Raw genomic sequence first — 24,626 nt, 5'->3', positions numbered from 1 at the left:
GCAAGAGGCGGTTTTTCCCTTGCATGAGATCTAGGGGTGGATTTCATGCAGTAAGAAATGTGGCGTTATGCACCGTTTTCTTGCTGATGGCTGCTACGAATACGAGCAATACGTTCGCGCGAATTGCCCGGCGCTGGGAAACATCGAAATCAACAGATTTCCGTAGCCAAGCGCAGATCATATAGCAACGTTGTGCCCTGCGCGCTCCGCGGAGGCGCGGCGCAGCAAGCAAGCCGATGAACAGGAGAACACAATGACAGATGCGGCCCTTGGCAACGGGCAGGAGTTACTGGTTGAACTGACTGCCGACATCGTAGCGGCCTATGTCAGCAACCATGTCGTACCGGTCAGCGACCTTCCGAACTTGATTTCCGACGTACATTCCGCCTTGAGCAACACCTCGGCTCCGGCTCCTGCCGTAACCGTGGTCGAAAAGCAGAAGCCGGCCGTATCCGTCCGTAAATCCGTGCAGGATGACCAGATCACTTGCCTGGAATGTGGTGGCAGCTTCAAGTCGCTGAAGCGCCATCTCATGACCCACCATGGTCTCTCGCCGGAAGAATATCGCGAGAAATGGGATCTGGCCGCCGACTATCCGATGGTGGCGCCCGCCTATGCCGAAGCGCGTTCGCGCCTTGCAAAGGAAATGGGCCTCGGTCAGCGCCGCAAGCGTGGCAGCCGCTGAGAGTTCCACCGTTGAGCTAAAGAAAAACCCGGCTTTCGAGCCGGGTTTTGTCTTACCGCCGCTTTTGCAAAATTAGGCAGCCGCCCTGATCCGGGCTTCCTCGCGAATGCGTTTGATCATCGAACGCAATCCATTCGCCCTCTGCGAGGAGAGGTGTTCGACCAGGCCGATCTTGCCGAATACGTCGAGCGCATCGAGGGCAGCGATTTCCGAAGCCGGTTTTCCTGAATAGGTGGCAAGCACGATCGCCACCAGCCCGCGCACGATATGCGCGTCGGAATCGCCTTCAAAGGTCAATATCGGGTTTTCAGGGTTGCCGGAGGCATGGGTTACGAGCCAGACTTGGCTGGCGCAGCCCTGCACCTTGTTTTGCAGCGTCCGCTTGTCCTCGGGCAGGTCAGGCAGCTCCTTGCCGAGTTCGATCACGTAGCGATAGCGATCCTCCCACTCGTCCAGGAAGGAAAAGTCCTCGATGATCTTGTCAAGCGATGTCATTGCAACAGTCCAGATTGTCCATTGTGTTGGATATAGGCCAAACGACGCGCGATTTGAACCCGCGACAATAAAGAACGCCGCCGACCATAGACAGGTCCGCGGCGCTGAAGTTGGGCCAATGAAAAAGTCTTAGCTGCGCGGGCGGGGCATCGGCAGCGGAATGGAGGATGGCAGCTTGACGGTGCCGGTGATGACGACATCGGCCGTTTCCGTGCCGATCGCGCGCTTGGCCGGCATCGGCTGGACCAGCGCGGCAACCTGGGCGGTGTTTGCCTGTACAGCTGCTGCGTCGGCCTGGAGGTTTGAGGGCTGATCCTTGAAGTGACGGCCGAGCATATCGTAGGCGACGCGGGCACCGTCGCCGACTTGATTGCCGAGAGCGGTCAATGTTTCGCCACCCTTCACGCAGACGTCCGGCTTTTCGCTGCACATGGCGCCGACATATTGAACGACGCCGGAGGCGGCTGAAATTGCGTCGGAAACCTGCAGCGTCGTTTCGCTGGCCGGCCGCGAGGCGCCCTCGGGCTTCGCAAAGATCGGCAGAAACATGAGAACCAGCGAAAACCAGAACCCTGTTCTAATCAGAAACCACATTGCCTAGCCCATCCTCTTTGTCGCTCGGCTCGCTCGCCGATTCGGACTTGCCTGTCCGATCTGGTTCGAACCCTAACCGGCAGAGGACAACAGCGCTTTTCAAAACTCGGCGGCATTTTCGGCAATTTTGATTCAAATTTTAGCTTTCCGACTTTGAGCAGCATTTGGTTCAAATTGTAGCGATTGATGTTAAGCATGTCTCGCTCGATGCTGTTGATAAGCAGGGCTTTGCGGCGGATGGCTTTGCTGCAAAAGTTAACGAGCGACGGAAATACGAATAAAATCCGTTGCTTACCCGCTGTTAACCACAAAAAACAAAGGTCCCGCTTTCTGCGCCAAAACGGGATTTTGCCGCCTTTTCGGCCGGCCGGCCCGTTCTGTCTTTATTCTTTCCTTAAGTCCGCAAGGCCTATTGTGCAGTCCAATAAGAGACCGTTTTGACGGATAGTCGTGTGCGCGTATTGAGTGACATTTCTGTCGGGGCCGCAGCCCTCGTTGACCGTGTGGGCCAAAGCTGGCTCTCCCGGACGAGCGGCAATGGCGAGGTCCATGGACAGGAGCTGGCGATCTTGCGCCGGCTCGCGCTCATCTCCTCGGTCGCACTCTTCGTCGTTCCGGCCGGGCTGTCTTTCATCACCAGCCCCGCGGTTGCCCTGCCTGCCGGTGTGGCCACCGTTTGCGCCGGCTTCCTGTTTTCGGCCGTCGGCAGCATCGCGCTGTCGCGCCAGCGGCCACTCGCCCGTTCGCCGGAGGCCGTCGTTGTCGAGCATCGGGATCTTATGCTCGAAGCCGCCTTCGGTCTCGTTCTGCTGCTCGATCCTCAGGGCAACGTGACCACCGTCGGCGGTCGCGACCGCTCGGAATTCCTCAGCTGGATGCACGATCCGACGGGGCGCGGCTTCGTCGAGCAGATCCACGTTTCCGACAGGATCGTCTTCCTGCAGGCGATCGATGTGCTGCGCCAGGGCAGGGATGCCTATGGCGCCGATTTGCGCCTGGAGCGGTCCGCGGTCGTCGGCGGCGACGAACAGTTCGTCCATATTCGCATGGAGCTGACCGCCCGCCGCGACGGCGAGGGGCGCCTGACGGCGATCATCGCCCAGCTGCGCGATATTTCACAGGATCAGAAGCTTCGCGAGGACGCGGCGCGCAAGACCGCCGAGGCGGAATCGGCCAATGACGCCAAGTCGCGTTTCCTGGCCGCCGTCAGCCATGAACTGCGCACCCCGCTCAATGCGATCCTCGGCTTCTCGGATATTCTCAGCGGCGAATATTTCGGCAAGCTGGAAAACGACCGCCAGCGCGAATATGTCGGCCTGATCCGCCAGTCGGGCGCGCATCTGCTGTCGGTGGTCAACACCATGCTCGACATGAGCAAGATCGAGGCAGGTCGCTATGAGCTGCTGCTCGAATCCTTCTCGATCGAAGATTCGATCTCAACCTGCGAAGCCATGCTGGGTCTGCAGGCGAAGGAAAAAGGGCTGACCCTGACGAGCCGCATCCAGCGCGGTCTCGGTGACATCGTCGCCGACCAGCGGGCCCTGCAGCAGATCCTCATCAACCTCGTCGGCAACGCCATCAAGTTCACCGACACCGGCGGCGCGATCACCATCGATGCGGCCCTGACGGATGGCATGCTGAAGCTGTCGATCGGCGATACCGGGATCGGGATTGCAAGCGAGCGGCTGGCCTCACTGGGGCAGCCATTCGTGCAGATCCAGAACGATTATACCCGCCGGTACGCCGGCACCGGTCTCGGCCTGTCGCTGGTCAAAGGCCTTGTCGGCCTGCACGGCGGAAGCTTTTCCATTGCCAGTGCGCCGGGCGAGGGCACGGTCATTACCATCTTGATTCCATTCGACGGCTCCGGTGTCGCGGCGATGCAGCCTGTGGATGTCAATCGCACTGTCGATTTTCCGCCGCGCCTGAAACATACTGTGGAGATAGATGAAGGGCGAAACAAGGAAGGGATGAATGGCCCCGCAAAAGCGAAAATCGCCTAAGGGAAGAGGAAAGGGCAAGCGCAAGCAGCCCGGCCTCGCTTCCCGTGGAGCGGTTGCCCTGGGCAGCCTGAGCCTGCGCGGCAGCACCGCGCTGGGCGGCCTTGGTCTTCGCGGCGTGGGTGCGCTCGCCGGTCTTGTCGGCAGCGCGGTCGGCCGCCATCCCGCCATTGTCGGCGGTGTCGCTCTCTTCTTCGGAATTTTCGGCTTCGTGACCGCCAACGCGCTCTGGTATCAGACGGGCACGCATCCGTCGCCCATTCTGCGCACCCGCGATCCCGGCTCGCCCTACCAGATTCCCGGGCGCAAATCCTTCCTGCATGCGCAGCAGGCCGATGCCGGCAACGTCACCACCTTCCGGATCGAAAGGCAGGATGCGGTCTCCGATCCCGCGACGCCCGCGCTGGCGGGACAGCCTGCAAACCCGGCCGCGACGCAGCCGTCCGCCGCTCCATCGAAGCTGGTCGCCGACGTGCAGGCCGAGCTCATCCGTCACGGCCTCTATGACGGCGCCGCCGATGGAAAGCCGGGGTCGCGCACGACATCAGCCATTCTCTTCTTCCAGGAAGCGTCCGGCCTGGCGCAGACCGGTGTGCCGACGCCGGAGCTTCTGGCGGCTCTGAAGGCCAGCAATGCCGCCAGCGCCCCGCCTGCGACTGGCAGGACCAGCACGGCCGCCGCCGTCCCTGCCGAGCGCCCTGTCAACGTTTCCGCCACGGCCGATGCCATAGACCCGGTCGCGGCCGCCATCCAGAATGCCGACAAGAACCTGAGGACCGGTGCCGTTGCGGCGAAGGCTGGGCCGAGCGATGCGGTCGACAAGGTCAACATCGTCATGCAGATCCAGAAGGGCCTCAGCAACATTGCCTACAGCAATGTCAGCATCGACGGGGTTGCCGGAGAACAGACGAAAGCGGCCATCCGCCGGTTCCAGAAGCACTATCGCCTGCCGGAAACCGGGGAGCCGAACATGGCGGTTCTCAGGAAGCTGCAGGATATCGGCGCGCTTTGACGATGCCGCGCAGAGCTTTGCATGACATGCCGGAGATCAGGGAACCTGAAGCGCAGGGTTCGACCTGAGGATTGCCGAGCGCTTTGCGGCGGCTTCAATTGCCTTGGCCGTCGGGCGCCGCTATAGCTCGCATATGAGATTGCGCAGCGACATCTTTGTTTCCGCTCTTGTCCGCCGCCTGTTCGCCCGTGGCGATTTTGCCGCCGTCGAGCGGAAAGGCGAGGAGCACGCCGGCGCGATCTTCATCCGACAGCGTTTCCGTGACGGATTGGAAACCCTTTATGGGCCCGCTCCGCAGAGCCTGTTCGACGAGGAGGAGAGCGGAATGCGGCTCTTCGAAATCCGGATCGAGCGCAAGGACGCGCAGGACATCCGCGCTACCCTCGACCGCGAACTGAAATTCGATCCGGATTTGTGGATCGTCGAGCTGGAGACGGACGATATCGGCGATATCGTCCCTTTAGCCGGTTTGCGCGGCAATCCGCTGGATTGAGCCGTCCTTACCGCCGGTTTGCCACCCGCAATTCGCGGATGGAACCCGATTTCGCGCCGAACAGCGGTGCTGCCGGACGCTGGGCAATTTTTTCCTGTGGCAGGTAGGTATAGTTGTCGGCGCGGCGCCACGCCTCGACGCGGGCCTGGCTCTCTTCGGCGTCGATGCCGTCCAGCACCAGCCACGCTCGGCTCACGCTGCCGTGCCGTTCGGCCAGATGCGGATAGAAACGCTCGAGCGAGTAGACGGCATCCGCAATGCTCATGCCGAGGCTGACGAGCGTGACGGCGAGCTGCTGGCCCGACGTATCGAGCAGGATGCGTTCGGCGAGCCAGTAGCTGGAGGAAAGCGCGTCGGCCAGCGTCGTTGCAAATTGTATCGCGTCGCGCTCGCGCGCAAAGCGAACAAGCAGGGCTTCCTGCGTTTCACTGAGGCTGCGCAGGCCGAGCCGATCCTTGTCGTCGCGCGCCAGATGACGGGCGGCCTGCTTGATCTGTTGGCGCAAGACCTCTTCGCGCGACAGCCGTTCGGTTTCCACCGTTTCGGCGAGCGTCGATACGGCCTCTGCCCGCTCTTCCTGCACCGTCATGCCGCGTTCCGGTTCCGCCTGATGCAGGCCGACGAGAGCGTCGATGACCTTGGGCGAGAGTGCCGGCCGGCCGACGATCGCCCGCGCATGAGCGGCCCCTTGCGTGCGGGCAATGGTGATGAGCGTATCGTCGTCGATCGCTTGCGAGCTGGTGAGGAACGGAGCGGCGATGGCGATCGGCTGACAGCCGATGAAAAGGGCAACCGCTTGTGGCACGGTCGCGCATTGGGAGAGAGCAGCGACCGCCTGTCGCTTCGCCTCCTCCGAGGAGGCCTGGAAGACGGGGGTGAAAAGCTCGGCGAACTGGCGGAGTTCGGATCTGGATGGGTGTCCCATGCCTTCGAAGCTGGTGATCGTCGCCATCAGAACCACGTCTTTCTTACGGACAGTCGCAGGCTCTTCAAGGTCTCGAAACCGGTCACGCACGCCAACACCCATACTGATACGCTGAACAAAAAAGCAGGGAGCCGGATGGTCGACCATGGATCCCGCTGCCCCCCGTTCGGGTCGTGCCGAACGACCCTTTGTTTGGAGAGGGCTTCTCTGGCGGCGATTGTCGAAACGGGTTTGGACACGGTCGTCCTTATCTGGCTTTCACCAGGAGACTAAGGCCGTCAGAGTTAACGGTTCGTGAAAACTTTATTAAAATCCGAATAAAAATTGCGCGTTAAGCTTGCGTGGGAACATCAGGCGGATGTTGGCTGCATCCGCCATGGTTTCATGGGCTAGGCCTCCTGTGGACAACCTTTCCCCGGACGCGCGTCCAAATCGATACTCAACCTATGAGGGTTTTGCTGAAAAGTTAGCCGCAGGGCATTCCATCCCGCTCGGGAAGCGTGCTTCCAGCATCGGCTGGCGTCCTGCTGAGGTCGGAAATCTCTCAGATGCCTCGGTGCTCGCGCATGGCGGCAAGCAGCTTTTCCGAGGTGTTGTAGCCGGACTGAAAGAGACCGAGCGCCGCCGTTGCCGCGAACTGGGCTTCGGCGCTTTTGATATCGACCCGCTTCTCCTGGCACCATTCGTCCAGCGCGTCGCGCAGGACGATGACATCCTCTGGAGAGAAGATAGAATTGCCCGTTGCAAACATTGATCGCCCTCGATTCGCGCCTCACAATACGTTAATTTTTTGTGAGCGCAAATAATATTTGCGTGACGCTTTTATGCAACGCTGCCATTTTCGATCTATTCGCCCGCAGCGTGATTTGTTTACCTAAGAATATGATATTGCTTGATTTCATGGCGAAACTGTTTTCGCCGATTTTTCCATGGCCGATGAAACCAAAACCGCTCCATCAGCGTTAATAGAGTATGACAGCTTCATGCCAAGGACGAGGTGCGACGAGAATTAGCATTCTGTTAACTGCGATATGTCTGAATTCCGATGAAAGCAGCGATTGGCAGAATGTGTTCGAGTGTAATGACAGCATGGAAGCCGGAAGCGGCGCCCATGCCACGGTGTGCAGGAAATGCCGTGAGAAGGCGTAAATGCCTCTGTTGCAGCCGAAAGAACAGGGCTGGGATGGAGGGAAGCGCTAGCCCGTTTCAGGGACGGGCAGGGTGAAATCAAGTCGCAGGTTCATCCGTCTCGAGATGTCGATGGAGACGAGAATGGCAAAGATCATATCTCTTTCGGATTGGCGATTGCGTATGCCGCCGCGCGTCCGAAAGGAGCAGGTGGAAGCAAAGATATTGTTGTTCACCGGCGTACGCTATGAACACCTGGATACGCCCGACCATCGTCCCGGAACGGGATCGAAGCGGGCAAAGGGAAAATAGCGCCCGTCATATGCGGCCCTATACGCGCCGAGGCGGCAGCCGCCGATTGCCGCTGCAAGCCGGCGGATTTCCTATCGCACCGTCGCGACTTATGGGGATGCCTTGCCCCGCTTTGGCGGCAGCCCATGTCAGGGACGGATTTCAGTTATTGTCGAATTCGTCGCAGCCGGCTTCCGTGAGAAATTCTCGGGCGGCGTCATCGAAGCTCGTTTGAGGCGCCATCGTGCGCAGCACTGCGTAGCCCTGGGCACGCGGCACTTCCACCAGAATCGATTGGGCGAGGGCCGGCGGCAGGGCCTTGCGGATGCCCGTCAGCTGGACGGGGGAAGCGAGAAGCAGATCCAGCGCGCCGCCGACCGACGTGCGATCGCTCATGCTGAACACTTCGTTCGATGCGGCATCGTAGACGGCAAGCGACCAGAACGGCACCTTACCCTTGGCGATCAGGTGAACGGGCTTGTCCTCGATGTCGAACGCGCAGACGGCGGTGCGGATATAGGGATCGGTGTTGGAAAGCCCCGCCTCGTCGTCCTTGTCGTCGAGCATGTAGAAATGGTTCTCGTCGCCTTCGTCCGATACCCGCGTATAGGCGTCGCGGTCGGAAAAGTGCGGCAGCGACAATATGATGACGATATGTAGCAGCGCTGCGCCGAATATGCCGGTGAGGATCGCGAAAACAAATCTAAACATTGCCGCACCCGATCTTTTCGAGCTTCGGCATACTGAGATCGATCAGGCCGGAATTGCTGGCCGCCGGTGAATCCAGCAGTGTCCAGACCAGGCGAAAATTACCGGAGAAAGGCAAGGCGAGCCAGTTGCCCGCCTGAGCATTGGGTGAAACCGTAATGCTGAAGCTCGAGTCCGGATTGCGCAGCACGACCCACGAATTGATCGTAGAAGGGCGCCCGGCGAGCCCTTCGATCGGCCGGCCGTCATTGCCGGCGATGAACAAGGTCCAGAGCCTTGCCGGCGGTGTCTGGCCGCTGATGCGATAGCTGCAGCCTGCCGTCAGGCGCGCGCCGGCATCGTCGTCGGAAGCCGTGAATACCAGTCCCTCCGCCGTGCCGTAGAGCAGCCGTCCCGCACGGGCCCTGTGGGATTTCGCATAGGGGTCCGCGTCCGCCGTCTGCATTTCCGGAAAAGCCTGCCAGGCGCCGAGCTTGATCGCGCCGAAGCCGGAGGTCGCGTCCAGCGCCAGGAGCGTGAACACGATACCGCCGCCAAAGGCGATGAGAAGCGAAAGCGCGACAAGAAGGGGAACTCGGAACACCCTGGGATCGTCCTCGTGACAAATCAGTATCGATTTATTCCTGATTCTGACCACAGGGGGAAGGGCAGGGTGCTTTCAGGCGACATCCATACAGAGTGTCATCGATCGCCGGGCACGGCATTCCACGGTCGAAACCCCCGTCGTCATCGCCTCGTTGGTCTCTCGGCCGGTTTCGATACGCGCGGGCGATCGCCTGATATCGTCGTCGGAATGTGGTCGGGCGGGCGCCGATACGCCCTCCGTTTTCTTCCTTGCCGGGATGATCGCTATTCGGCCGTGGCCACCTTCTGCGCGCCGAGCGGTGCCGCGGCTTTTAGCCGTTCACCGATATCACGCAGGATATTCGTGGAATCGACCGAGAGCGAGCGCGGACGCACGAGCGGCGGCAGCCCGCCATTGGCTGCATCCGCCGGCTTCTTGGCCGCGACGGCTTGCGGCTTCTGCACCGGGAATGGATTGCTGATGCCCGGTATTGGCTTCAGCACGACGCCCTGATGCGCATAATCCATGATCTTCTTGAAAGTCATCGCGGGAAGCGTGCCGCCCGTCATGTTGTTCGTGGACGTGTAGTCGTCGTTGCCGAACCAGACGGCGCAGGTGTAGTTGCCGGTAAAGCCAATGAACCAGGCGTCGCGATAGGCCTGCGTGGTGCCGGTCTTGCCGCCGATCACGATGCCGTTGTCGAGCGCGGCCTTGCGGCCGGTGCCGATCACGGGAACCTGCGTCAGCATCTGGTTCATGTAGGAGGTGGCTTTTTCGCTGAGAACCCGCTTGGCGGCCGGCTCGTCGCGATTGAAATCGTAGAGCACCTTGCCGCCGTAGCTGGTGATCTGATCGATGCCGTGCCGCCGCGACTGCATGCCGTCGGCCGGAAAGACAGCGTAGGCCGTAGCCTGGTCGAGCACCGTCACTTCCGACGTGCCGATTGGAATGGTCTTGTCGTTGCGGATCGGGGTCTCCACGCCCAGGGCCTTGGCCATGTCGCGGATCGGCTGGATGCCGAACTTCTCCTTGGCGAGACGTACCGGCACCGTGTTGATCGACTGCGCGATCGCCTGCGTCAGCGTCACCTTGCCTTCGTAGCGGTTCTCGTAATTGTGCGGGCTCCAGTTGCCCCAGGTGATCGGCGCGTCGACGATGGTGGATGTCGGCGTCATGCCGTTCTCCATCGCCACGGAATAGGTATAGATCTTGAACGACGAGCCCGGCTGGCGCAGCGCCTTGGTGGCGCGGTTGAACTGGCTTTCGCCGTAATCGCTGCCGCCGACCATGGCGCGCACGGCGCCGCCGTTCTCGATGATGACGCTCGCGCCCTGCTTGGCATGATAGCGCTCGCCGAATTCCATCAGGCTGGACTGGACGGAATCCTCGGCTGCCTTCTGCAATCCCATGTCGATGGTGGTGCGCACGATCAGCGAGCGCTCGGGGAACTTGACGGCGAGCCGCTGGACCTCATCGAAGGCCCAATCGAGGAAATAGTCGGGAGAGTCGATCTGGGCGCGATCGACCACGGAGGCGGGGTTGCGCCGCGCGGCAATCACCTGGCCCTCGGTCATCAGGCCGCTTTGGACGAGATTGGACAGCACGTCGTTGGCGCGGGCGCGCGCCGCCGGCAGGTTGACATGCGGCGCATATTTCGCCGGTGCCTTGAAGAGGCCGGCCAGCATGGCCGCCTCGGCCAGATTGACGTCGGTAATGCTCTTGCCGAAGTAGAATTGGGCGGCCGCCGCCGCGCCGAACGTGCCGCCGCCCATATAGGTGCGGTCGAGATAAAGGCTCAGGATTTCCTTCTTGGAGAGATTGGCTTCGAGCCAGATCGCCAGGAAGGCTTCCTTGATCTTGCGGTCGATGGAGCGCTCGTTGCTGAGGAAGATGTTCTTGGCGAGCTGCTGCGTCAGCGTCGAGCCGCCCTGGACGACCCCGCCCGCCTGCGCATTGACGGTCACGGCGCGAAACAGGCCGATGACGTCGATGCCGAAATGGTCGAAGAAGCGCCGGTCCTCGGTCGCAAGCACGGCCTTGATGAAATAGTCCGGCAATTGGTCGACCGGCACGGAATTCTCGTGAATGATGCCGCGATGGCCGATGACGTTGCCATAGCGGTCAAGGAAGGTGACGGCGAAGTTGCCGCGATTGCGCCAGTCGCCCTGCGTCGCCTCGAAGGCCGGCATGGCGAGCATCAGCATGACGACGGAGCCGGCGGCACCCAGCGTCAGGCCTTCGCCGAGCAGTTCGAAAACGATGCGTTTCCAGCCGCGCACGCGGAAGCGGCGAAAGAAAATGGTGATGTCTTCCCAGGCTTCGGCAAGACGGAAACCGGCGTTCCAGAGAGTGGAGTCGATCCATGAATCAAGGCGCAGGAAGAAATAGCGTTTCCGCCGCCGCGGCTTTTCGGCCCCGCTGTCCTTCCGCGTCTCGGGCTCCGCTTTCGGCCCGTTTTCTGGATTGGATGGGTCTTCCACGCTCTACTTCCCGACCACAATATTGCTGCGTGTTTGCTTGTGGCACACGCAAAGCCCATTATCTCATAGAACGGCGAATTGAATAATTGGTTGATTTAGAGAAAAGAACAAGAGACATGCATGCCGCAGCCCGAATTCCCCCTTCCGTCGGGTGGCGAGGACGACGATGATGACAGACGAGATACCTTTCTGGAAAAGCAAGACCCTGACGGAAATGAGTCCGTCCGAGTGGGAAAGCCTTTGCGACGGCTGTGGTCTCTGTTGTCTCAACAAGCTGGAGGAGTGGGATAGCGGCGATGTCTATTTCACCTCGATCCGCTGCAAGCTGATGGATGGCGAGAGCTGTCGTTGCACGAGCTATCCGAACCGCTGGGATTTCGTGCCGGACTGCGTTCAGCTGACGCCGGAGAAGGTGTCGGAACTGGAATGGCTGCCGCCCACTTGCGCCTACCGCCTCGTCAATGATGGCCGCGATCTCTACTGGTGGCATCCGTTGATCTCGGGCGATCCGGAAACGGTGCATATCGCCCGTGTTTCCGCCCGCGGGCGCACGGTCAGCGAAAACGACGTCGATCTGGACGATTTCGAGGACTATGTCGTCGATTGGCCGCTGACGGTCGAAGACGACATGGAGCCTAATCCTCCGGCAAAGCCATAGATTTCGGCGCCGCGTTTCGCCATGCCCTTCGCACCAGCGTCTCGATCTCGTCCGGAGCGGCAGCGTAATGGAAAAGCCGTGTGGAGCCCTTGAGGCCCCAGCCGCCCGGCACGGCCGCAACGTGGCCCGGCATGGTCGCCAATGCCATCTGCTGCTGATCGGGTGTCAGCTTGACGACGCAGAAATCCAAACCCGGAAGGGTCATGAAGATCTTGCCCCGCACGCGAAAGTCGCGGGTTCCGAAATGAGAGCCCTCCGTCGCTTCCGGCAGGCCGAGGGCAATGGTCACGAGTTCCTCGTCCGTCATGGCGGCGATGATATCACGCTCCATAGCCACACGGTAATGGAGGCGCGCATGGCCTGCGACGAAACGGCCCCGCAAGGAAGCGGTCCGTTCATTGAATTGAACCTGCGTGCATGATATCGCGCCATGCTTCCGCATATGAACAAGGAGCCGCCGCGTGATCCGCCATATCGTCTTCTTCACCGTTCCCGATCGCGCCAACCTTGAGGAGGTTCGCTCCGGCCTCTCGATTCTGACGGCCATTCCACATGCGCGGTTGCTGGAGATCGGCGCGAACGTGAAGACCGATCAGCTCGGAACCGACGTCGATCTGGTCGTGTACGGCGAATTCGACGACGAGGCGGCGTTGGCCGCCTACAAGGCTCATCCCAACTATCAGCGCTCCATCGAGCGGGTGCGTCCGTTGCGCGAAATGCGGATCGCTGCCGACTACGAGACCAAAGCCGCCGTCCGCGAGCCGATCTGAGCGGGAAGGCCGCACCGCCCGGCCTCTCGCCAGCCATTTCAACGGGTTGAGGCTTCGGGCGGAATCGGATTGTCGCCGCCTAGATTCTTTGCCGGAGGTTCTTGAATCAACCTTTGAAGACCCGGACTCAACTCTCGAAGAAATGGCTCCAAGCGTTTCAAAGGACTCAAGGAAATCCTTGCGCTTTACGTCGGTAAAGCACGGGAAGGCCGGTTGCATCTGCTCACGGCGGCGCGACTGCTTACGTGGCGCTCACGGGGCGATGATAAGCGGGAATGATTAAAAATGGCTAAGCCTGCAGCTACCGGCATGGGCCATGCATTCGAAATCAGCTGCTTCCTGCGTATCGCCGATAGATTGTATCCAAGCCGGGCAACGGAACGCCGGCTGGTTGCCTTTTCCGTGATCTGGCGTCTCTCAGCTCAATAATTTCAAATGGTTAGACTGTGGTTTGAAGGCCTTGCCCGGCCTGCGGGCGGAAAATTACAGCCCATTCATTTGCCATTCAGACGTGTTTGGGTAAATAATCGCCCAAGTTAATGTCCCTGTGGGAAGTCTGAAGCATGGCCTCATTTTCAAGCATAGCAGCGGCGGCCCTTGTCCTGGCCGGCTCGGCTGTTCTGCCGGCGCCAGCGCCGATGTCGACCCTGGTCGCTCGGGCCAACAGCGATTGCAGTGAGGCCGCCGAGGAGGTCGTTGCCAAAACTGGCGGGCAGCTTCTTTCGGCTCAACCGTCGGGCGACAGCTGCATCATCACCGTCCTCGTGCAGGGCAACGGGCAGCGTCCGCGCAAGGTAACGATGAAGGTGCCGATGTGACGCGGCGCATTTCGGGCGCCAACATGCAATGGACCATCTAAAGCTTTGAATCTCACCGGAAATCTTATTGCTTCCGTGATTCCACTGTAGCGCGATTTACAGTACTGTTTTTCGAACCGGGGACATTGGATCCAGACATGCGCATTCTCATAGTCGAAGACGATATCAACTTGAATCGCCAGCTTGCCGAAGCCTTGAAAGAGGCGGGCTATGTGGTCGATACGGCCTTTGATGGTGAGGAGGGCCATTTTCTCGGCGATACCGAACCCTATGACGCGATCATCCTGGATATCGGCCTGCCGGAGATGGATGGCATTACCGTGCTCGAGAAATGGCGTGGCGCCGGTCGGGCCGTGCCGGTGCTGATCCTGACCGCCCGTGACCGCTGGAGCGACAAGGTGGCCGGTATCGATGCCGGCGCCGACGATTACGTTGCCAAGCCTTTCCATGTCGAGGAAGTGCTCGCCCGCATCCGCGCGTTGATCCGCCGTGCCGCCGGCCATGCCTCCTCGGAAATCGTCTGCGGTCCGGTACGGCTCGATACCAAGAGCTCGAAGGCGACGGTGGATGGAAAGCCGCTCAAGCTCACCTCTCACGAATATCGGCTGCTTGCCTATCTCATGCATCACAAGGGCGAGGTCGTCTCGCGCACCGAGCTGGTCGAGCACATGTACGATCAGGATTTCGACCGCGATTCCAATACGATCGAGGTCTTCGTCGGTCGCCTGCGCAAGAAAATGGGCGTCGATCTGATCGAGACGGTCCGCGGTCTCGGCTATCGCATCCAAGCGCCGACCAATGCGAATTAAGTCACTTACCGCCCGCGTCCTGCTGTTGACCACGCTCTGGTCCGCCGTGGCGCTGGTGGTGATCGGCCTGGTCATCTCCAATATCTACCGCAAAAGCGCGGAGCGCGGCTTTCAGGACCTGCTGCGCGCCCAGCTCTACAACGTCATCAACTCCGTGACGATCGGCGATCAGGGTGCGCTATCGGGCAGCCCGCAGCTCGGCGACCTGCGCTTTGCGCAGCCGAAGACCGGCTGGTACTGGATGGTCGAGCCGCTCGGCACCTATACGGCGACGCCGCTGGTCTCTCCCTCGCTCGGTGCTTCGAACCTGCCGGTGCTGTCCGTGCTGGAAGCGCCCTTCGACAAGAGCTACGAGCGCTATTACATCGTCACCGACGCCTTCGGAAACCGCGTGCAGGTGGCCGAAACCGAGGTCGTGCTCGATACGGATGGCCGCGCCGCGCGCTTTCGCGTCACCGGCAATGTCGCCGTGGTCGAGGACGATGTGCGTAATTTCTCGCACAGTCTCTATTTCGCGCTCGTCGGCTTCGGTGTCGGCAGCCTCATCGTCAATGCGCTCGCCATTCTCTATGGCCTGAAGCCGCTCGACAAGGCTCGTGCCGCGCTGGAGCGCATCCGCGCCGGCGAGAGCGAGCGCCTGCAGGGCGATTTCCCGCGCGAAATCCTGCCGCTTGCCAACGAGGTCAACGCGCTGATCGAAAGCAATCGCCGTATCGTCGAGCGCGCCCGCATGCAGGTCGGCAACCTCGCCCATTCCCTGAAAACGCCGATCGCCGTGCTGCTCAACGAATCCCGCGTACTGGAGCGCTCGCACGGCGATCTGGTGAAGAACCAGGCTGAAGCCATGCAGGGACAGGTGCAATCCTACCTCAATCGTGCCCGCATCGCCGCGCAGCGCGAGTCCGTATTGGCGCGCACCGAGGCCGAGCCGGCGCTGGAACGGCTTGTCCGCGTCATGCGGCGGCTGAACGCCGACAAGGAATTCGAGCTTTCCGTCTCGCCCAATCTGGCGCTCGCCATGGAGCAGCAGGATCTGGAGGAGACGGTCGGCAACCTGCTCGAAAATGCCGCCCGCTTTGCCGAGCACAAGGTGCGCGTGGTTGCAAACGAGGCGCCGTCCGAAATCAAGGGCATCGATCCGGCCCGGCGCCATTGGGTGGAACTGGTGGTTGAGGACGATGGCCCGGGCCTGGAGCCGGATCAGATCCGCGAAGCCATGAAACGAGGGCGCAGGCTGGATGAGAGCAAGCCTGGCACCGGGCTCGGCCTGTCGATCGTCAGCGAGATTACCAATGAATATCAGGGCCGTTTGGAACTCTCCCGGGGTGACTGGGGCGGGCTTCGCGCGAGCCTAATTTTGCCGGGCCTGACGAAGGATGTTGCGTGAGGAACGGCATGATGCCAAAAAGGCGTTGTGGGTCATGATGATGCCGCGGCGCAGTACCTATGGTTTTGCTTTTTGATACTGGTTCGGTTGTATGAAGCTTCGTACCTTTTTCTTGATCGCCTCCTCTCTTTCTGTCGCGGTTGCGCTTTCTGGTTGTTCCACAACGGGCGGCAAGGGCAGCGGCACGAGTTTACTTCCGTCTTCAAAGCCGCCGGCTTCCGCGACCTTCATCGACGCACTCGAAGGTGGTATCGTCGGGCGCACCGGTATCAAGCTCAGCGATAGCGACAAGCAGCGCGCACTGGAAGCGGAGTACCGGGCTCTTGAAAGCTCGCCGCTCGGCCAGCCCGTCGCCTGGAAGGGCAGGGATGCAAGTGGTGAGGTTATCGCTGCCGCACCCTACCAGGTCGGTTCCCAGAACTGCCGGCAATACACCCATACCATCACCGTCGACGACAAGCCGACGACGGCGAGGGGCGCGGCCTGTCGCAATGACGACGGCACCTGGACGCCGCTGAACTAGGGCGTTTCCTCGAAAGAGGAATTGCGCGGCAACAGCGGCCTTTGGCGGTCTCCTGCTTCGGTCGGGCAGGCAATCGCTATCGGCCTTTGCGCCGCAAAGCGCGGCCAAACGCCTCAAATCTTCGTCAGAAGGCCTTTCCCGGTTGGAATAAGCGCCCCGTTAAAGTATTGGGCGTGTATGCTGTTCTGGATTCTCGTGGCCGTTCTCACGGCGGTTGTCGGCGCTGTATTGCTCTATCCTCTTCTGCGTGGCGCAAAGGAGGCGGGTGACTGTCGTTCCGGTGAGGCTGAAGTCTATCGTGACCAGCTGCGCGAATTGGATCGCGATCTTGCCGGCGGCCTGATCTCCGCGCAGGAGGCCGGCTACGCCCGCGCCGAAATCGGCCGGCGTCTGATCGCCGTCGCCAAGGACGAGAAGGCGGAAGCGAAATCGTCCGTCGGCGGCAGTTATCGTCTCGCCCAGGCCTTTATCATCGTTATCCTTCCCGCGGTGGGGCTCTGTCTTTATCTTGCGAACGGCGATCCCGGCCTGCCGGCGCAGCCGCTGGACGCCCGGCTGGAAAAACCCGGAAACGATCTCGCCATCTCGATCGTCAAGATCGAGCAGCATCTGGCGAAGAACCCGGATGATGCCAAGGGCTGGGAGGTCCTGGCGCCGATCTATTTCAAGACCAATCGTGTCGGCGATGCCGAGCTTGCCTACCGCAATGTCATCCGTCTGCTGGGGCCGAACGGGGCACGCCTCGGCGATCTGGGCGAGGTCCTTGTCGTCAAGGCCGATGGCGTGGTGACCGCGGAGGCGCGCAGCGTGCTGCAGCAATCGCTGGCGCTCGACGCCGCCAATCCGCGCACGCTTTTCTATCTGGCGCTGGCGCTGGAACAGGAGGGCAAGGAAGCCGATGCGAAGACCGCTTTCGAGGCCCTTGCGAAACAATCGCCGCCGGATGCGCCCTGGCTCGCCGCCGTCGACGAACACATCGTCAAGAATGGCGGCCAGCCGATGGCATCCGCGAATGTGAACGCACCGGGCAATCCGACCGCGCAGGACGTGGCGGCAGCCAATGCGTTGAGCAGCGGCGATCGTCAGCAGATGATCCGCGGCATGGTCGATAGCCTCGATGCCAAGCTCAAGGAAGATCCAAACAATTTCGAAGGCTGGATGCGGCTGATCCGCTCCTATGCCGTGCTGAACGACAGGGATCGGGCCGTGGATGCGCTGAAGCGCGGTCTTGCGGCTTTTCCGGCCGATGGAGGGCAGGGCCAGCAGCTTCTGGCGCTGGCGAAGGAATTGGGACTGCCGACGGAGGTGACGCAGCAATGACCCGCAAGCAGAAACGTCTGGCCGTGATCGCCGGCGGCATGGGTTTTATCGCCGCCGCCGTGTTGCTCGTGCTGTTCGCCTTCAGCCAATCGGTCGCCTATTTCTACATGCCGGCCGATCTCGCCAAGACCCCGGTCAATGCCGGTACGCTGATCCGTCTCGGCGGCCTTGTCGGCCAAGGGTCCGTCGTGCGCGGTCAGGGCACGCAGGTTCAGTTCTCGGTCACCGATGGCACCGACACGATCAAGGTGAGGTTCGACGGTATTCTGCCCGATCTCTTCCGCGAGGGGCAGGGCGTGGTGACCGAAGGCAAGTTCGAACCGGGCAGCGACGTTTTCGTTGCCGACAGCGTGCTGGCCAAGCATGATGAGCGCTACATGCCGAAGCAGGTCGCCGACAAGCTGAAGGCCGATGGCGTGTGGAAGGGCGAGGAGGCCACCCAATGATCATCGAGCTCGGACATTATGCCCTGGTGCTGGCGCTCGCGACTGCGCTCATCGTCTCCATTCTGCCTGTCGTCGGCGCGCGCCGCGGCGACGTGTCGATGATGGATATTGCCCCGGTCGGCGCGATCGTGATGTTCCTGCTCGTCGCTTTTTCCTTCGGCGTCCTGACCTATGCCTATGTCGCCTCCGATTTTTCCGTACTGAACGTCTGGGCCAATTCCCATTCGCTGATGCCGCTGATCTTCAAGATTTCTGGCGTCTGGGGCAATCACGAGGGATCGATGATGCTCTGGCTGCTGATCCTGGTGCTGTTCAGCGCGCTCGTCGCGCTGTTCGGGCGCAATCTGCCCGAGGTGCTGCGCGCCAATGTGCTTGCCGTGCAGTCCTGGATCTCCTCGGCCTTCCTGGTCTTCATCCTGCTGACCTCCAACCCCTTCATCCGCCTCGACCCGGCCCCGGCCGAGGGCAAGGACCTCAATCCCGTCCTGCAGGATATCGGCCTGGCGATCCATCCGCCTTTGCTCTATCTCGGCTACGTCGGCTTCTCCGTCTGTTTCTCCTTTGCTGTCGCCGCACTTCTCGAAGGCCGCATCGATGCCGCCTGGGCGCGGTGGGTCCGTCCATGGACGCTGGCCGCCTGGAGCTTCCTGACGCTCGGCATCGCCATGGGCTCCTACTGGGCCTATTACGAGCTCGGCTGGGGCGGCTGGTGGTTCTGGGATCCGGTGGAAAACGCCTCCTTCATGCCGTGGCTTGCCGGCACGGCGCTGCTTCATTCGGCGCTCGTCATGGAAAAGCGCGACGCCCTGAAGATCTGGACGGTGCTGCTGGCGATCCTGACCTTCTCCCTGTCGCTGCTCGGCACCTTCCTCGTGCGCTCCGGCGTGCTCACCTCGGTGCATTCCTTTGCCAGCGATCCGACGCGCGGCATCTTCATTCTCTGCATTCTTCTGATCTTTATCGGCGGAGCGTTGACGCTGTTCGCCCTGCGTGCGCCCAAGCTTGCCGCCGGTGGATTGTTCGCGCCGATCTCGCGCGAGGGCGCGCTGGTGCTGAACAACCTGATCCTCACGGTCGCCTGCGGTACGGTTTTGACCGGCACGCTCTATCCGCTGGCGCTCGAAACGCTCACCGGCGACAAGATTTCCGTCGGCCCGCCCTTCTTCAACATGACGTTCGGCTTGCTGATGACGCCGATCCTCCTTGCCGTGCCATTCGGCCCGCTGCTCGCCTGGAAGCGGGGCGACCTGCTCGGCGCCTTGCAACGGCTCTACGTCGTGGCAGGCCTTGCCTTTATCGCCGGTCTGGTCCTCTTCTACGTCAGGCATGGCGGTCCGGTGCTCGCCATACTCGGTCTTGCTGCCGGCTTCTTCCTGATTTTTGGCGCGGTGGCCGATCTCTGGTATCGCGCCGGTATCGGCAAGGTGGCGCTGAACGTTGCCTGGCGTCGCCTGAGCGGGCTGCCGCGTTCCGCCTTCGGCACGGCGCTGGCCCATGCGGGCCTGGGCATCACCGTGCTCGGCATTATTGCGGTGACCACATTCGAGGGCGAGAACATCACCAGCATGAAACCGGGAGAAACGGCGGAGCTTGGCGGCTATAGCCTTCGCTTCGACGGTATGCAGCCGGGTGTCGGCCCCAATTTCACCGAGGATCGTGCCCATTTCACGGTGAGCCGCAGCGGGGTCGCCTTCAGCGAAGTGTCGTCTTCCAAACGCGTCTTCACCGCGAGCCGGACGGGAACCACCGAAGCCGGCATTCTCACGCTCGGTCTCAGCCAGCTTTATGTGTCGATCGGGGATGCCAGCAAGGATGGCGGCATGGTCGTTCGCATCTGGTGGAAGCCCTTCATTCTCTGCATCTGGATGGGCGCGCTCGTCATGGCGATCGGCGGCTTCGTGTCGCTCAGCGACCGTCGCCTGCGCGTTGGCGCGCCAAGCCGCAAGGTAAAGCCGGTTCGCCCGGCGATGGAGCCGGCCGAATGAGCAGGCGGTTCAAATCTCTTGACATGGCGGCAAGGCGCATGGGCGGCTTCACGCGTCTCTGCCTCTGCCTTGTCGCGCTGCTGGCGCCGCTGTCCGCCTTCGCCGTCAATCCGGACGAGGTTCTGTCCGATCCGGCCCTGGAAGCGCGGGCGCGCACGATCTCCGCCGAACTGCGCTGCATGGTCTGCCAGAACCAGTCCATCGACGATTCCAATGCCGATCTGGCCCGCGACCTGCGCCTGCTCGTGCGCACGCGCCTCACCGATGGCGACACCGATCAGCAGGTGCTGGACTACATCGTCTCCCGCTACGGCGAATTTGTCCTGCTGAAGCCGCGCTTCAGCGAAAAGACGCTCATACTCTGGGGCGCTCCGGTCGCGCTCTTCGTGGTCGGGGGATTGGCGCTTGCCGTCTACGCACGCCGCCGCGTCGGCAAGCCCACCGGCAAGCCCCTCAGCGCCGAAGAAGAGGCGCAATTGAACGAGATCCTGGAAAAGTGACGCGGCCGTCATTTTCCTTCACGCCGCTGCAATCATTTCCTTACATTACGAATTTTTCATGGGGCGGACAGTTCGCTGTAAGGTGTCGTGCCCTATATCTTTATCATGACGCACCATAGCCGGTTCCCCCGGCACAAATCCGACGAGAAAAGAGAAGGTAACTCGCATATGTTCAGGAATATCAAGGACACCCTGTCTCGCAGCACCGCTATGAAGGCTACCGCCGTCGCCGGCCTCGCTGTCGCTGCCCTGGCCATGGGTGTTCCGGCCGAAGTCAGCCGTTCCTATGCCGATGCCGTCAATGTCCAGGCTCCGCAGGTTCCGAGCTTCGCCAACGTGGTGGACGCCGTGTCTCCGGCCGTCGTCTCCGTTCGTGTCGAATCCCGAGTGAATCCGGTCGCCGATGATGACGACTCCTTTGGCCTCGGTCGCGGCTTTGACGATCTTCCCGACGATCACCCGCTGAAGAAGTTCTTCCGCCAGTTTGAGCAGCAGCAGGGTCGCGGCCCGCAGCATGGCCAGAACCAGCAGAAGAATTCCGACGACAAGGGCCGCCTGCGCCCGGTCGCCCAGGGCTCGGGCTTCTTCGTCTCGGAAGATGGCTACATCGTCACCAACAACCACGTCGTTTCCGACGGCGCTGCCTTCGTCGTCGTTCTCAACGACGGCACCGAGCTTGACGCCAAGCTTGTCGGCAAGGATTCCCGTACCGACCTCGCCGTGCTGAAGGTCGACGGCAAGGGCAAGAAGTTCACCTATGTCGACTGGGCCGATGACGCCAAGGTCCGCGTCGGCGATTGGGTCGTTGCCGTCGGCAACCCCTTCGGCCTCGGCGGCACCGTGACGGCGGGTATCGTGTCGGCTCGTGGCCGCGATATCCATTCCGGTCCCTACGATGATTACATCCAGATCGATGCGCCGGTGAACAAGGGCAACTCCGGTGGCCCGACCTTCAACCTCAACGGCCAGGTGGTGGGCATCAATACCGCCATCTTCTCGCAGTCGGGCGGCAGCGTCGGCATCGCGTTTGCAATTCCAGCAACGACCGCCAAGGATGTCGTTACCGACTTGATCAAGACCGGCACCGTCTCGCGCGGCTGGCTCGGCGTACAGATCCAGCCCGTCACCAAGGATATCGCCGAATCCCTCGGCCTTTCCGAAGCGAGCGGCGCGTTGGTCGTTTCTCCGCAGGATGGCTCTCCGGGCCAGAAGGCCGGCATCAAGAACGGCGACGTCGTCACGGCCGTCAACGGCGATACGGTCAAGGATCCGCGCGATCTCGCTCGTCGCATCGGTGCCATGCAGCCGGGCTCCAAGGTCGAGGTTTCGCTGTGGCGTGCTGGCAAGTCGCAATCGGTCACGGTTGAACTCGGCAGCCTGCCTGCCGATCAGAACCAGGCCTCCGATGACGACTCGCAGCCGAACCAGCCGCAGCAGCCGTCTTCTGAAAAGGCTCTGGCCGATCTCGGCCTGACCGTCGGCCCCTCCGACGATGGCAAGGGTGTTGCGATCACCGCCGTCGATCCCGATTCCGATGCCGCCGACAAGGGCGTGAAGGAAGGCGAGAAGATCACTTCGGTCAACAACCAGCAGGTCTCGAACGCCGGCGACATCGCCAAGGTCATCGAGCAGGCGAAGAAGGACGGCCGCACGCGCGCCCTGTTCCAGATTCAGTCCGGTGATGGCAGCCGCTTCGTCGCGTTGCCGATCAATGCAGGTTGATCTCTTCAGACGATAGAGTGCTTCGGGAAGCCGCGCAGGCCACGGCTTGTGCGGCTTCCCTTTTGAAAGACGTCAAAATTGACTGGCTCCAAGGCAGGTGAAAGATGACAACCGCTGGCCAACATGCCGTGAATTCCGCCGATTCTGGTTGTGCCGATGCACCCTCGACAGGTAGTGTCGCCCACATGAAGATTCTGATTATCGAAGACGATCTCGAGGCGGCGGCTTACCTCACCAAGGCGTTTCGTGAAGCCGGCATCATTGCCGACCACGCGAGCGACGGGGAGAGCGGTCTCTTCATGGCCACGGAGAACGCCTACGATGTCGCCATCATAGACCGCATGCTGCCCCGCCGCGATGGGCTCTCCGTCATCAGCGAACTTCGCCGCAAGGGCGTGCATACGCCGGTTCTGATCCTTTCCGCGCTCGGCCAGGTTGACGATCGCGTCACGGGCCTGCGCGCCGGCGGCGACGATTATCTGCCGAAGCCCTACGCCTTCAGCGAATTGCTGGCGCGTGTCGAAGTGCTCGGCCGCCGCAAGGGCACGCCGGAACAGGATGTCCTTTACCGCGTCGGCGATCTGGAGCTGGACCGGCTTTCGCATGAGGTTCGCCGCGGCGGCAAGGAAATCCTGCTGCAGCCGCGCGAATTCCGCCTGCTGGAATATCTGATGAAGAATGCCGGCCAGGTGGTGACCCGCACTATGCTGCTGGAAAATGTCTGGGACTATCATTTCGATCCGCAGACGAACGTCATCGACGTCCACGTTTCGCGGCTGCGCTCCAAGATTGAGAAGGATTTCAGCCAGCCGCTGCTGAAGACCATCCGCGGTGCCGGATACATGATCAAGGACGAGGGATGAGTCGCTTTCGCGTCCTCTTCAAGTCCACAGCAGTCCGCCTTTCCGCCCTCTACATCCTTCTTTTTGCGCTTTGTGCCGCGACGCTGGTTTTCTACGTCACGGCCATGTCCGAACGGCTGCTGACGGGGCAGATCCGCGATGCCGTCCAGCAGGAGGTCAATCAGGTCAAGCGCGCCTACGACATCGGCGGGCTGAATCTGCTTCTGCGCACGATGGAACGTCGCGCGCGTCAGCCGGGCGCCAATCTCTATGTCATTGCCGGTCCCTCGGGCGATATCCTTGCCGGCAACGTCGCGTCCGTGCAGCCCGGCGTGCTCGGCCAGGCAGGCTGGACGGAGCTGCCGTTCATCTATGAGCGCTATACGGATGCCTCCAATGATCCGGAGCGCCAGCATCTGGCGATCGCCAATATCTTCATCCTCGACAACGGTCTGCGCATCCTGATCGGCCGCGACCTTGGCGAGCCGGAGCGTTTTCGTGTGCTGGTGCGCCAGGCGCTGATGCTGGCTCTGGCGATCATGGGTCTTGGCGCACTGGTCATCTGGTTCGGCATCGGCCGCAATGCGTTGAAGCGCATAGACCGGATGACGGCCGCCAGCCGCAAGATCATGGCCGGTGACCTCTCGCAGCGCCTGCCTGTCGGCGGTTCCGGTGACGAATTCGACCGCATGTCGGCGTCGCTGAACGCCATGCTGGGGCGCATCGAGAAGCTGAACGAAGGGCTTCGGCAGGTTTCCGACAATATAGCGCACGACCTGAAGACGCCGCTGACACGCCTGCGCAACAAGGCCGCCGATGCGCTCGACAATGCTGACAGCGAGGGTCGCCGTACCGCGCTCGAGGGCATCATCGGCGAATCCGACCAGCTGATCCGCACCTTCAATGCACTCTTGATGATTTCGCGCGTCGAGGCGGGATCGGTTGCCGCCGAGATGACCGGTGTCGATCTTTCGTCCATCGTCGCCGACACGGCCGAGCTCTATGAGCCGGTCGCAGAAGAAGTGGGACTGGCGCTGACGGCCGACATCGAACCCGATGTCGAGGTGCAGGGCAATCGCGAACTGATCGGCCAGGCCCTCTTCAACCTCATCGACAATGCTCTCAAATACGCGACGGGCTGCAACGGCGAGCAGACGATCAAATTCAAGCTGGCGCGCACCCATGATGCGGTCACGCTCGCCGTGGCCGACCATGGCCCCGGTATTCCCGCCCATCAGCGCGCCGACGTGGTCAAGCGTTTCTTCCGCCTCGACGAGAGCCGCTCGAAGCCGGGAACCGGCCTTGGCCTCTCGCTGGTGGAGGCCGTCATGGAGCTGCATGGCGGCCGGCTGGAGCTTTCCCATACCGATCCTGAAAGTCCCGACGCCAAGGGATTAACGGTCACCATGATCTTCCCCATGCAGAAACAATAGGTTAATCCTGCAGTATCCGCTTGCTGTTGGGGAGAAC

26 protein-coding genes are annotated in these 24,626 nt (G+C 61.5%); 18 read left to right on the top strand and 8 right to left on the bottom strand.

All coding sequences use genetic code 11. From position 1 onward, the window contains the following. Positions 1-253: 253 nt before the first annotated feature. Positions 254-685, top strand: coding sequence for a MucR family transcriptional regulator (locus GR212_RS27310; RefSeq protein ID WP_047627360.1), 432 nt, complete (start codon positions 254-256; stop codon positions 683-685). Positions 686-757: 72 nt separating this feature from the next. On the opposite strand, the gene GR212_RS27305 is transcribed toward GR212_RS27310, so the two are convergent. Both GR212_RS27305 and GR212_RS27300 read right to left on the bottom strand, forming a co-directional pair. Next, positions 758-1,180, bottom strand: a complete 423-nt coding sequence (locus GR212_RS27305) for a SufE family protein (protein ID WP_163991442.1) — start codon at positions 1,178-1,180, stop codon at positions 758-760. 129 nt (positions 1,181-1,309) lie between these two features. Continuing rightward, positions 1,310-1,774, bottom strand: coding sequence for a DUF5330 domain-containing protein (locus tag GR212_RS27300; RefSeq protein ID WP_163991440.1), 465 nt, complete (start codon positions 1,772-1,774; stop codon positions 1,310-1,312). A gap of 452 nt (positions 1,775-2,226) precedes the next feature. Between GR212_RS27300 and GR212_RS27295 the strand changes: the two genes are divergently transcribed. From GR212_RS27295 to GR212_RS27285, 3 genes are all read left to right on the top strand, one after another. Next, on the top strand, positions 2,227-3,777 hold the full coding sequence (locus GR212_RS27295) for a sensor histidine kinase (protein ID WP_348643562.1): 1,551 nt from the start codon (positions 2,227-2,229) through the stop codon (positions 3,775-3,777). Then, positions 3,749-4,786: a peptidoglycan-binding domain-containing protein gene (locus GR212_RS27290; protein WP_163991438.1), complete on the top strand. Its 1,038-nt coding sequence runs from the start codon at positions 3,749-3,751 to the stop codon at positions 4,784-4,786. The genes GR212_RS27295 and GR212_RS27290 overlap by 29 nt, the downstream gene beginning before the upstream one ends. A 133-nt stretch (positions 4,787-4,919) precedes the next feature. Next, positions 4,920-5,279 (top strand): DUF1491 family protein, encoded by a 360-nt coding sequence (locus GR212_RS27285; protein ID WP_163991436.1) that lies wholly within the window; start codon positions 4,920-4,922, stop codon positions 5,277-5,279. A gap of 7 nt (positions 5,280-5,286) precedes the next feature. Here GR212_RS27285 and GR212_RS27280 read toward each other — a convergent pair whose 3' ends face one another. Both GR212_RS27280 and GR212_RS27275 read right to left on the bottom strand, forming a co-directional pair. Next, on the bottom strand, positions 5,287-6,294 hold the full coding sequence (locus GR212_RS27280) for a DUF2336 domain-containing protein (protein ID WP_348643559.1): 1,008 nt from the start codon (positions 6,292-6,294) through the stop codon (positions 5,287-5,289). 454 nt (positions 6,295-6,748) lie between these two features. Next, the gene (locus GR212_RS27275; RefSeq protein ID WP_163991432.1) at positions 6,749-6,955 is read right to left on the bottom strand and encodes a hypothetical protein; all 207 of its coding nucleotides are present in this window, start codon (positions 6,953-6,955) and stop codon (positions 6,749-6,751) included. 521 nt (positions 6,956-7,476) lie between these two features. Here GR212_RS27275 and GR212_RS36965 point away from each other — a divergent pair. Beyond that, a complete protein-coding gene (locus tag GR212_RS36965) occupies positions 7,477-7,644 on the top strand; it encodes a hypothetical protein (RefSeq protein WP_204326785.1) in 168 nt (55 codons plus the stop codon). A gap of 141 nt (positions 7,645-7,785) precedes the next feature. Here the strand turns inward: GR212_RS36965 and GR212_RS27270 are convergent, their stop codons facing one another. The 3 genes from GR212_RS27270 to GR212_RS27260 form a co-directional block, all read right to left on the bottom strand. After that, a complete protein-coding gene (locus GR212_RS27270) occupies positions 7,786-8,334 on the bottom strand; it encodes a DUF1254 domain-containing protein (RefSeq protein ID WP_163991430.1) in 549 nt (182 codons plus the stop codon). Further along, positions 8,327-8,914, bottom strand: coding sequence for a DUF1214 domain-containing protein (locus GR212_RS27265; RefSeq protein ID WP_163991428.1), 588 nt, complete (start codon positions 8,912-8,914; stop codon positions 8,327-8,329). Before GR212_RS27265 ends, GR212_RS27270 begins: the two co-directional genes overlap by 8 nt. A gap of 266 nt (positions 8,915-9,180) precedes the next feature. Continuing rightward, positions 9,181-11,376: a PBP1A family penicillin-binding protein gene (locus tag GR212_RS27260; protein WP_163991426.1), complete on the bottom strand. Its 2,196-nt coding sequence runs from the start codon at positions 11,374-11,376 to the stop codon at positions 9,181-9,183. Between the two features lie 169 nt (positions 11,377-11,545). On the opposite strand from GR212_RS27260, the gene GR212_RS27255 reads away from it, so the two are divergent. Next, the gene (locus tag GR212_RS27255) at positions 11,546-12,034 is read left to right on the top strand and encodes a YcgN family cysteine cluster protein (protein ID WP_163991616.1); all 489 of its coding nucleotides are present in this window, start codon (positions 11,546-11,548) and stop codon (positions 12,032-12,034) included. Here the strand turns inward: GR212_RS27255 and GR212_RS27250 are convergent. Continuing rightward, on the bottom strand, positions 12,012-12,341 hold the full coding sequence (locus GR212_RS27250) for an MmcQ/YjbR family DNA-binding protein (RefSeq protein WP_163991618.1): 330 nt from the start codon (positions 12,339-12,341) through the stop codon (positions 12,012-12,014). The genes GR212_RS27255 and GR212_RS27250 overlap by 23 nt on opposite strands. A 154-nt stretch (positions 12,342-12,495) precedes the next feature. Between GR212_RS27250 and GR212_RS27245 the strand changes: the two genes are divergently transcribed. The 12 genes from GR212_RS27245 to GR212_RS27190 all read left to right on the top strand — a co-directional run bounded on the left by GR212_RS27245 (position 12,496) and on the right by GR212_RS27190 (position 24,589). Then, a complete protein-coding gene (locus tag GR212_RS27245; RefSeq protein WP_163991424.1) occupies positions 12,496-12,804 on the top strand; it encodes a Dabb family protein in 309 nt (102 codons plus the stop codon). 563 nt (positions 12,805-13,367) lie between these two features. Next, the gene (locus GR212_RS27240) at positions 13,368-13,622 is read left to right on the top strand and encodes a hypothetical protein (RefSeq protein ID WP_163991422.1); all 255 of its coding nucleotides are present in this window, start codon (positions 13,368-13,370) and stop codon (positions 13,620-13,622) included. 137 nt (positions 13,623-13,759) lie between these two features. Continuing rightward, positions 13,760-14,431, top strand: a complete 672-nt coding sequence (locus GR212_RS27235) for a response regulator transcription factor (protein WP_047627335.1) — start codon at positions 13,760-13,762, stop codon at positions 14,429-14,431. After that, positions 14,421-15,818, top strand: coding sequence for an ATP-binding protein (locus GR212_RS27230; protein WP_163991420.1), 1,398 nt, complete (start codon positions 14,421-14,423; stop codon positions 15,816-15,818). The genes GR212_RS27235 and GR212_RS27230 overlap by 11 nt, the downstream gene beginning before the upstream one ends. A gap of 91 nt (positions 15,819-15,909) precedes the next feature. Next, entirely contained in the window at positions 15,910-16,341 is a 432-nt protein-coding gene (locus tag GR212_RS27225; protein WP_163991418.1) for a hypothetical protein, read from the top strand. A gap of 177 nt (positions 16,342-16,518) precedes the next feature. Further along, on the top strand, positions 16,519-17,661 hold the full coding sequence (gene ccmI / locus GR212_RS27220) for a c-type cytochrome biogenesis protein CcmI (protein ID WP_163991416.1): 1,143 nt from the start codon (positions 16,519-16,521) through the stop codon (positions 17,659-17,661). Continuing rightward, positions 17,658-18,107: a cytochrome c maturation protein CcmE gene (gene ccmE / locus GR212_RS27215; protein WP_163991414.1), complete on the top strand. Its 450-nt coding sequence runs from the start codon at positions 17,658-17,660 to the stop codon at positions 18,105-18,107. Before ccmI ends, ccmE begins: the two co-directional genes overlap by 4 nt. Then, the gene (locus GR212_RS27210) at positions 18,104-20,092 is read left to right on the top strand and encodes a heme lyase CcmF/NrfE family subunit (protein ID WP_163991412.1); all 1,989 of its coding nucleotides are present in this window, start codon (positions 18,104-18,106) and stop codon (positions 20,090-20,092) included. The genes ccmE and GR212_RS27210 overlap by 4 nt, the downstream gene beginning before the upstream one ends. 38 nt (positions 20,093-20,130) lie before the next feature. After that, the gene (locus GR212_RS27205; protein WP_163991614.1) at positions 20,131-20,592 is read left to right on the top strand and encodes a cytochrome c-type biogenesis protein; all 462 of its coding nucleotides are present in this window, start codon (positions 20,131-20,133) and stop codon (positions 20,590-20,592) included. A gap of 168 nt (positions 20,593-20,760) precedes the next feature. After that, a complete protein-coding gene (locus GR212_RS27200) occupies positions 20,761-22,314 on the top strand; it encodes a Do family serine endopeptidase (protein WP_163991410.1) in 1,554 nt (517 codons plus the stop codon). A gap of 104 nt (positions 22,315-22,418) precedes the next feature. Beyond that, entirely contained in the window at positions 22,419-23,177 is a 759-nt protein-coding gene (locus GR212_RS27195) for a response regulator transcription factor (protein ID WP_163991408.1), read from the top strand. Next, a complete protein-coding gene (locus tag GR212_RS27190) occupies positions 23,174-24,589 on the top strand; it encodes a sensor histidine kinase (protein ID WP_163991406.1) in 1,416 nt (471 codons plus the stop codon). The genes GR212_RS27195 and GR212_RS27190 overlap by 4 nt, the downstream gene beginning before the upstream one ends. The last annotated feature ends 37 nt before the right edge of the window (positions 24,590-24,626 follow it).

The sequence above is a fragment of the Martinezella lusitana genome (assembly GCF_010668395.1).
GTDB lineage: Bacteria > Pseudomonadota > Alphaproteobacteria > Rhizobiales > Rhizobiaceae > Rhizobium > Rhizobium lusitanum_A.
This window is presented reverse-complemented; position numbering and strand designations above follow the sequence as displayed.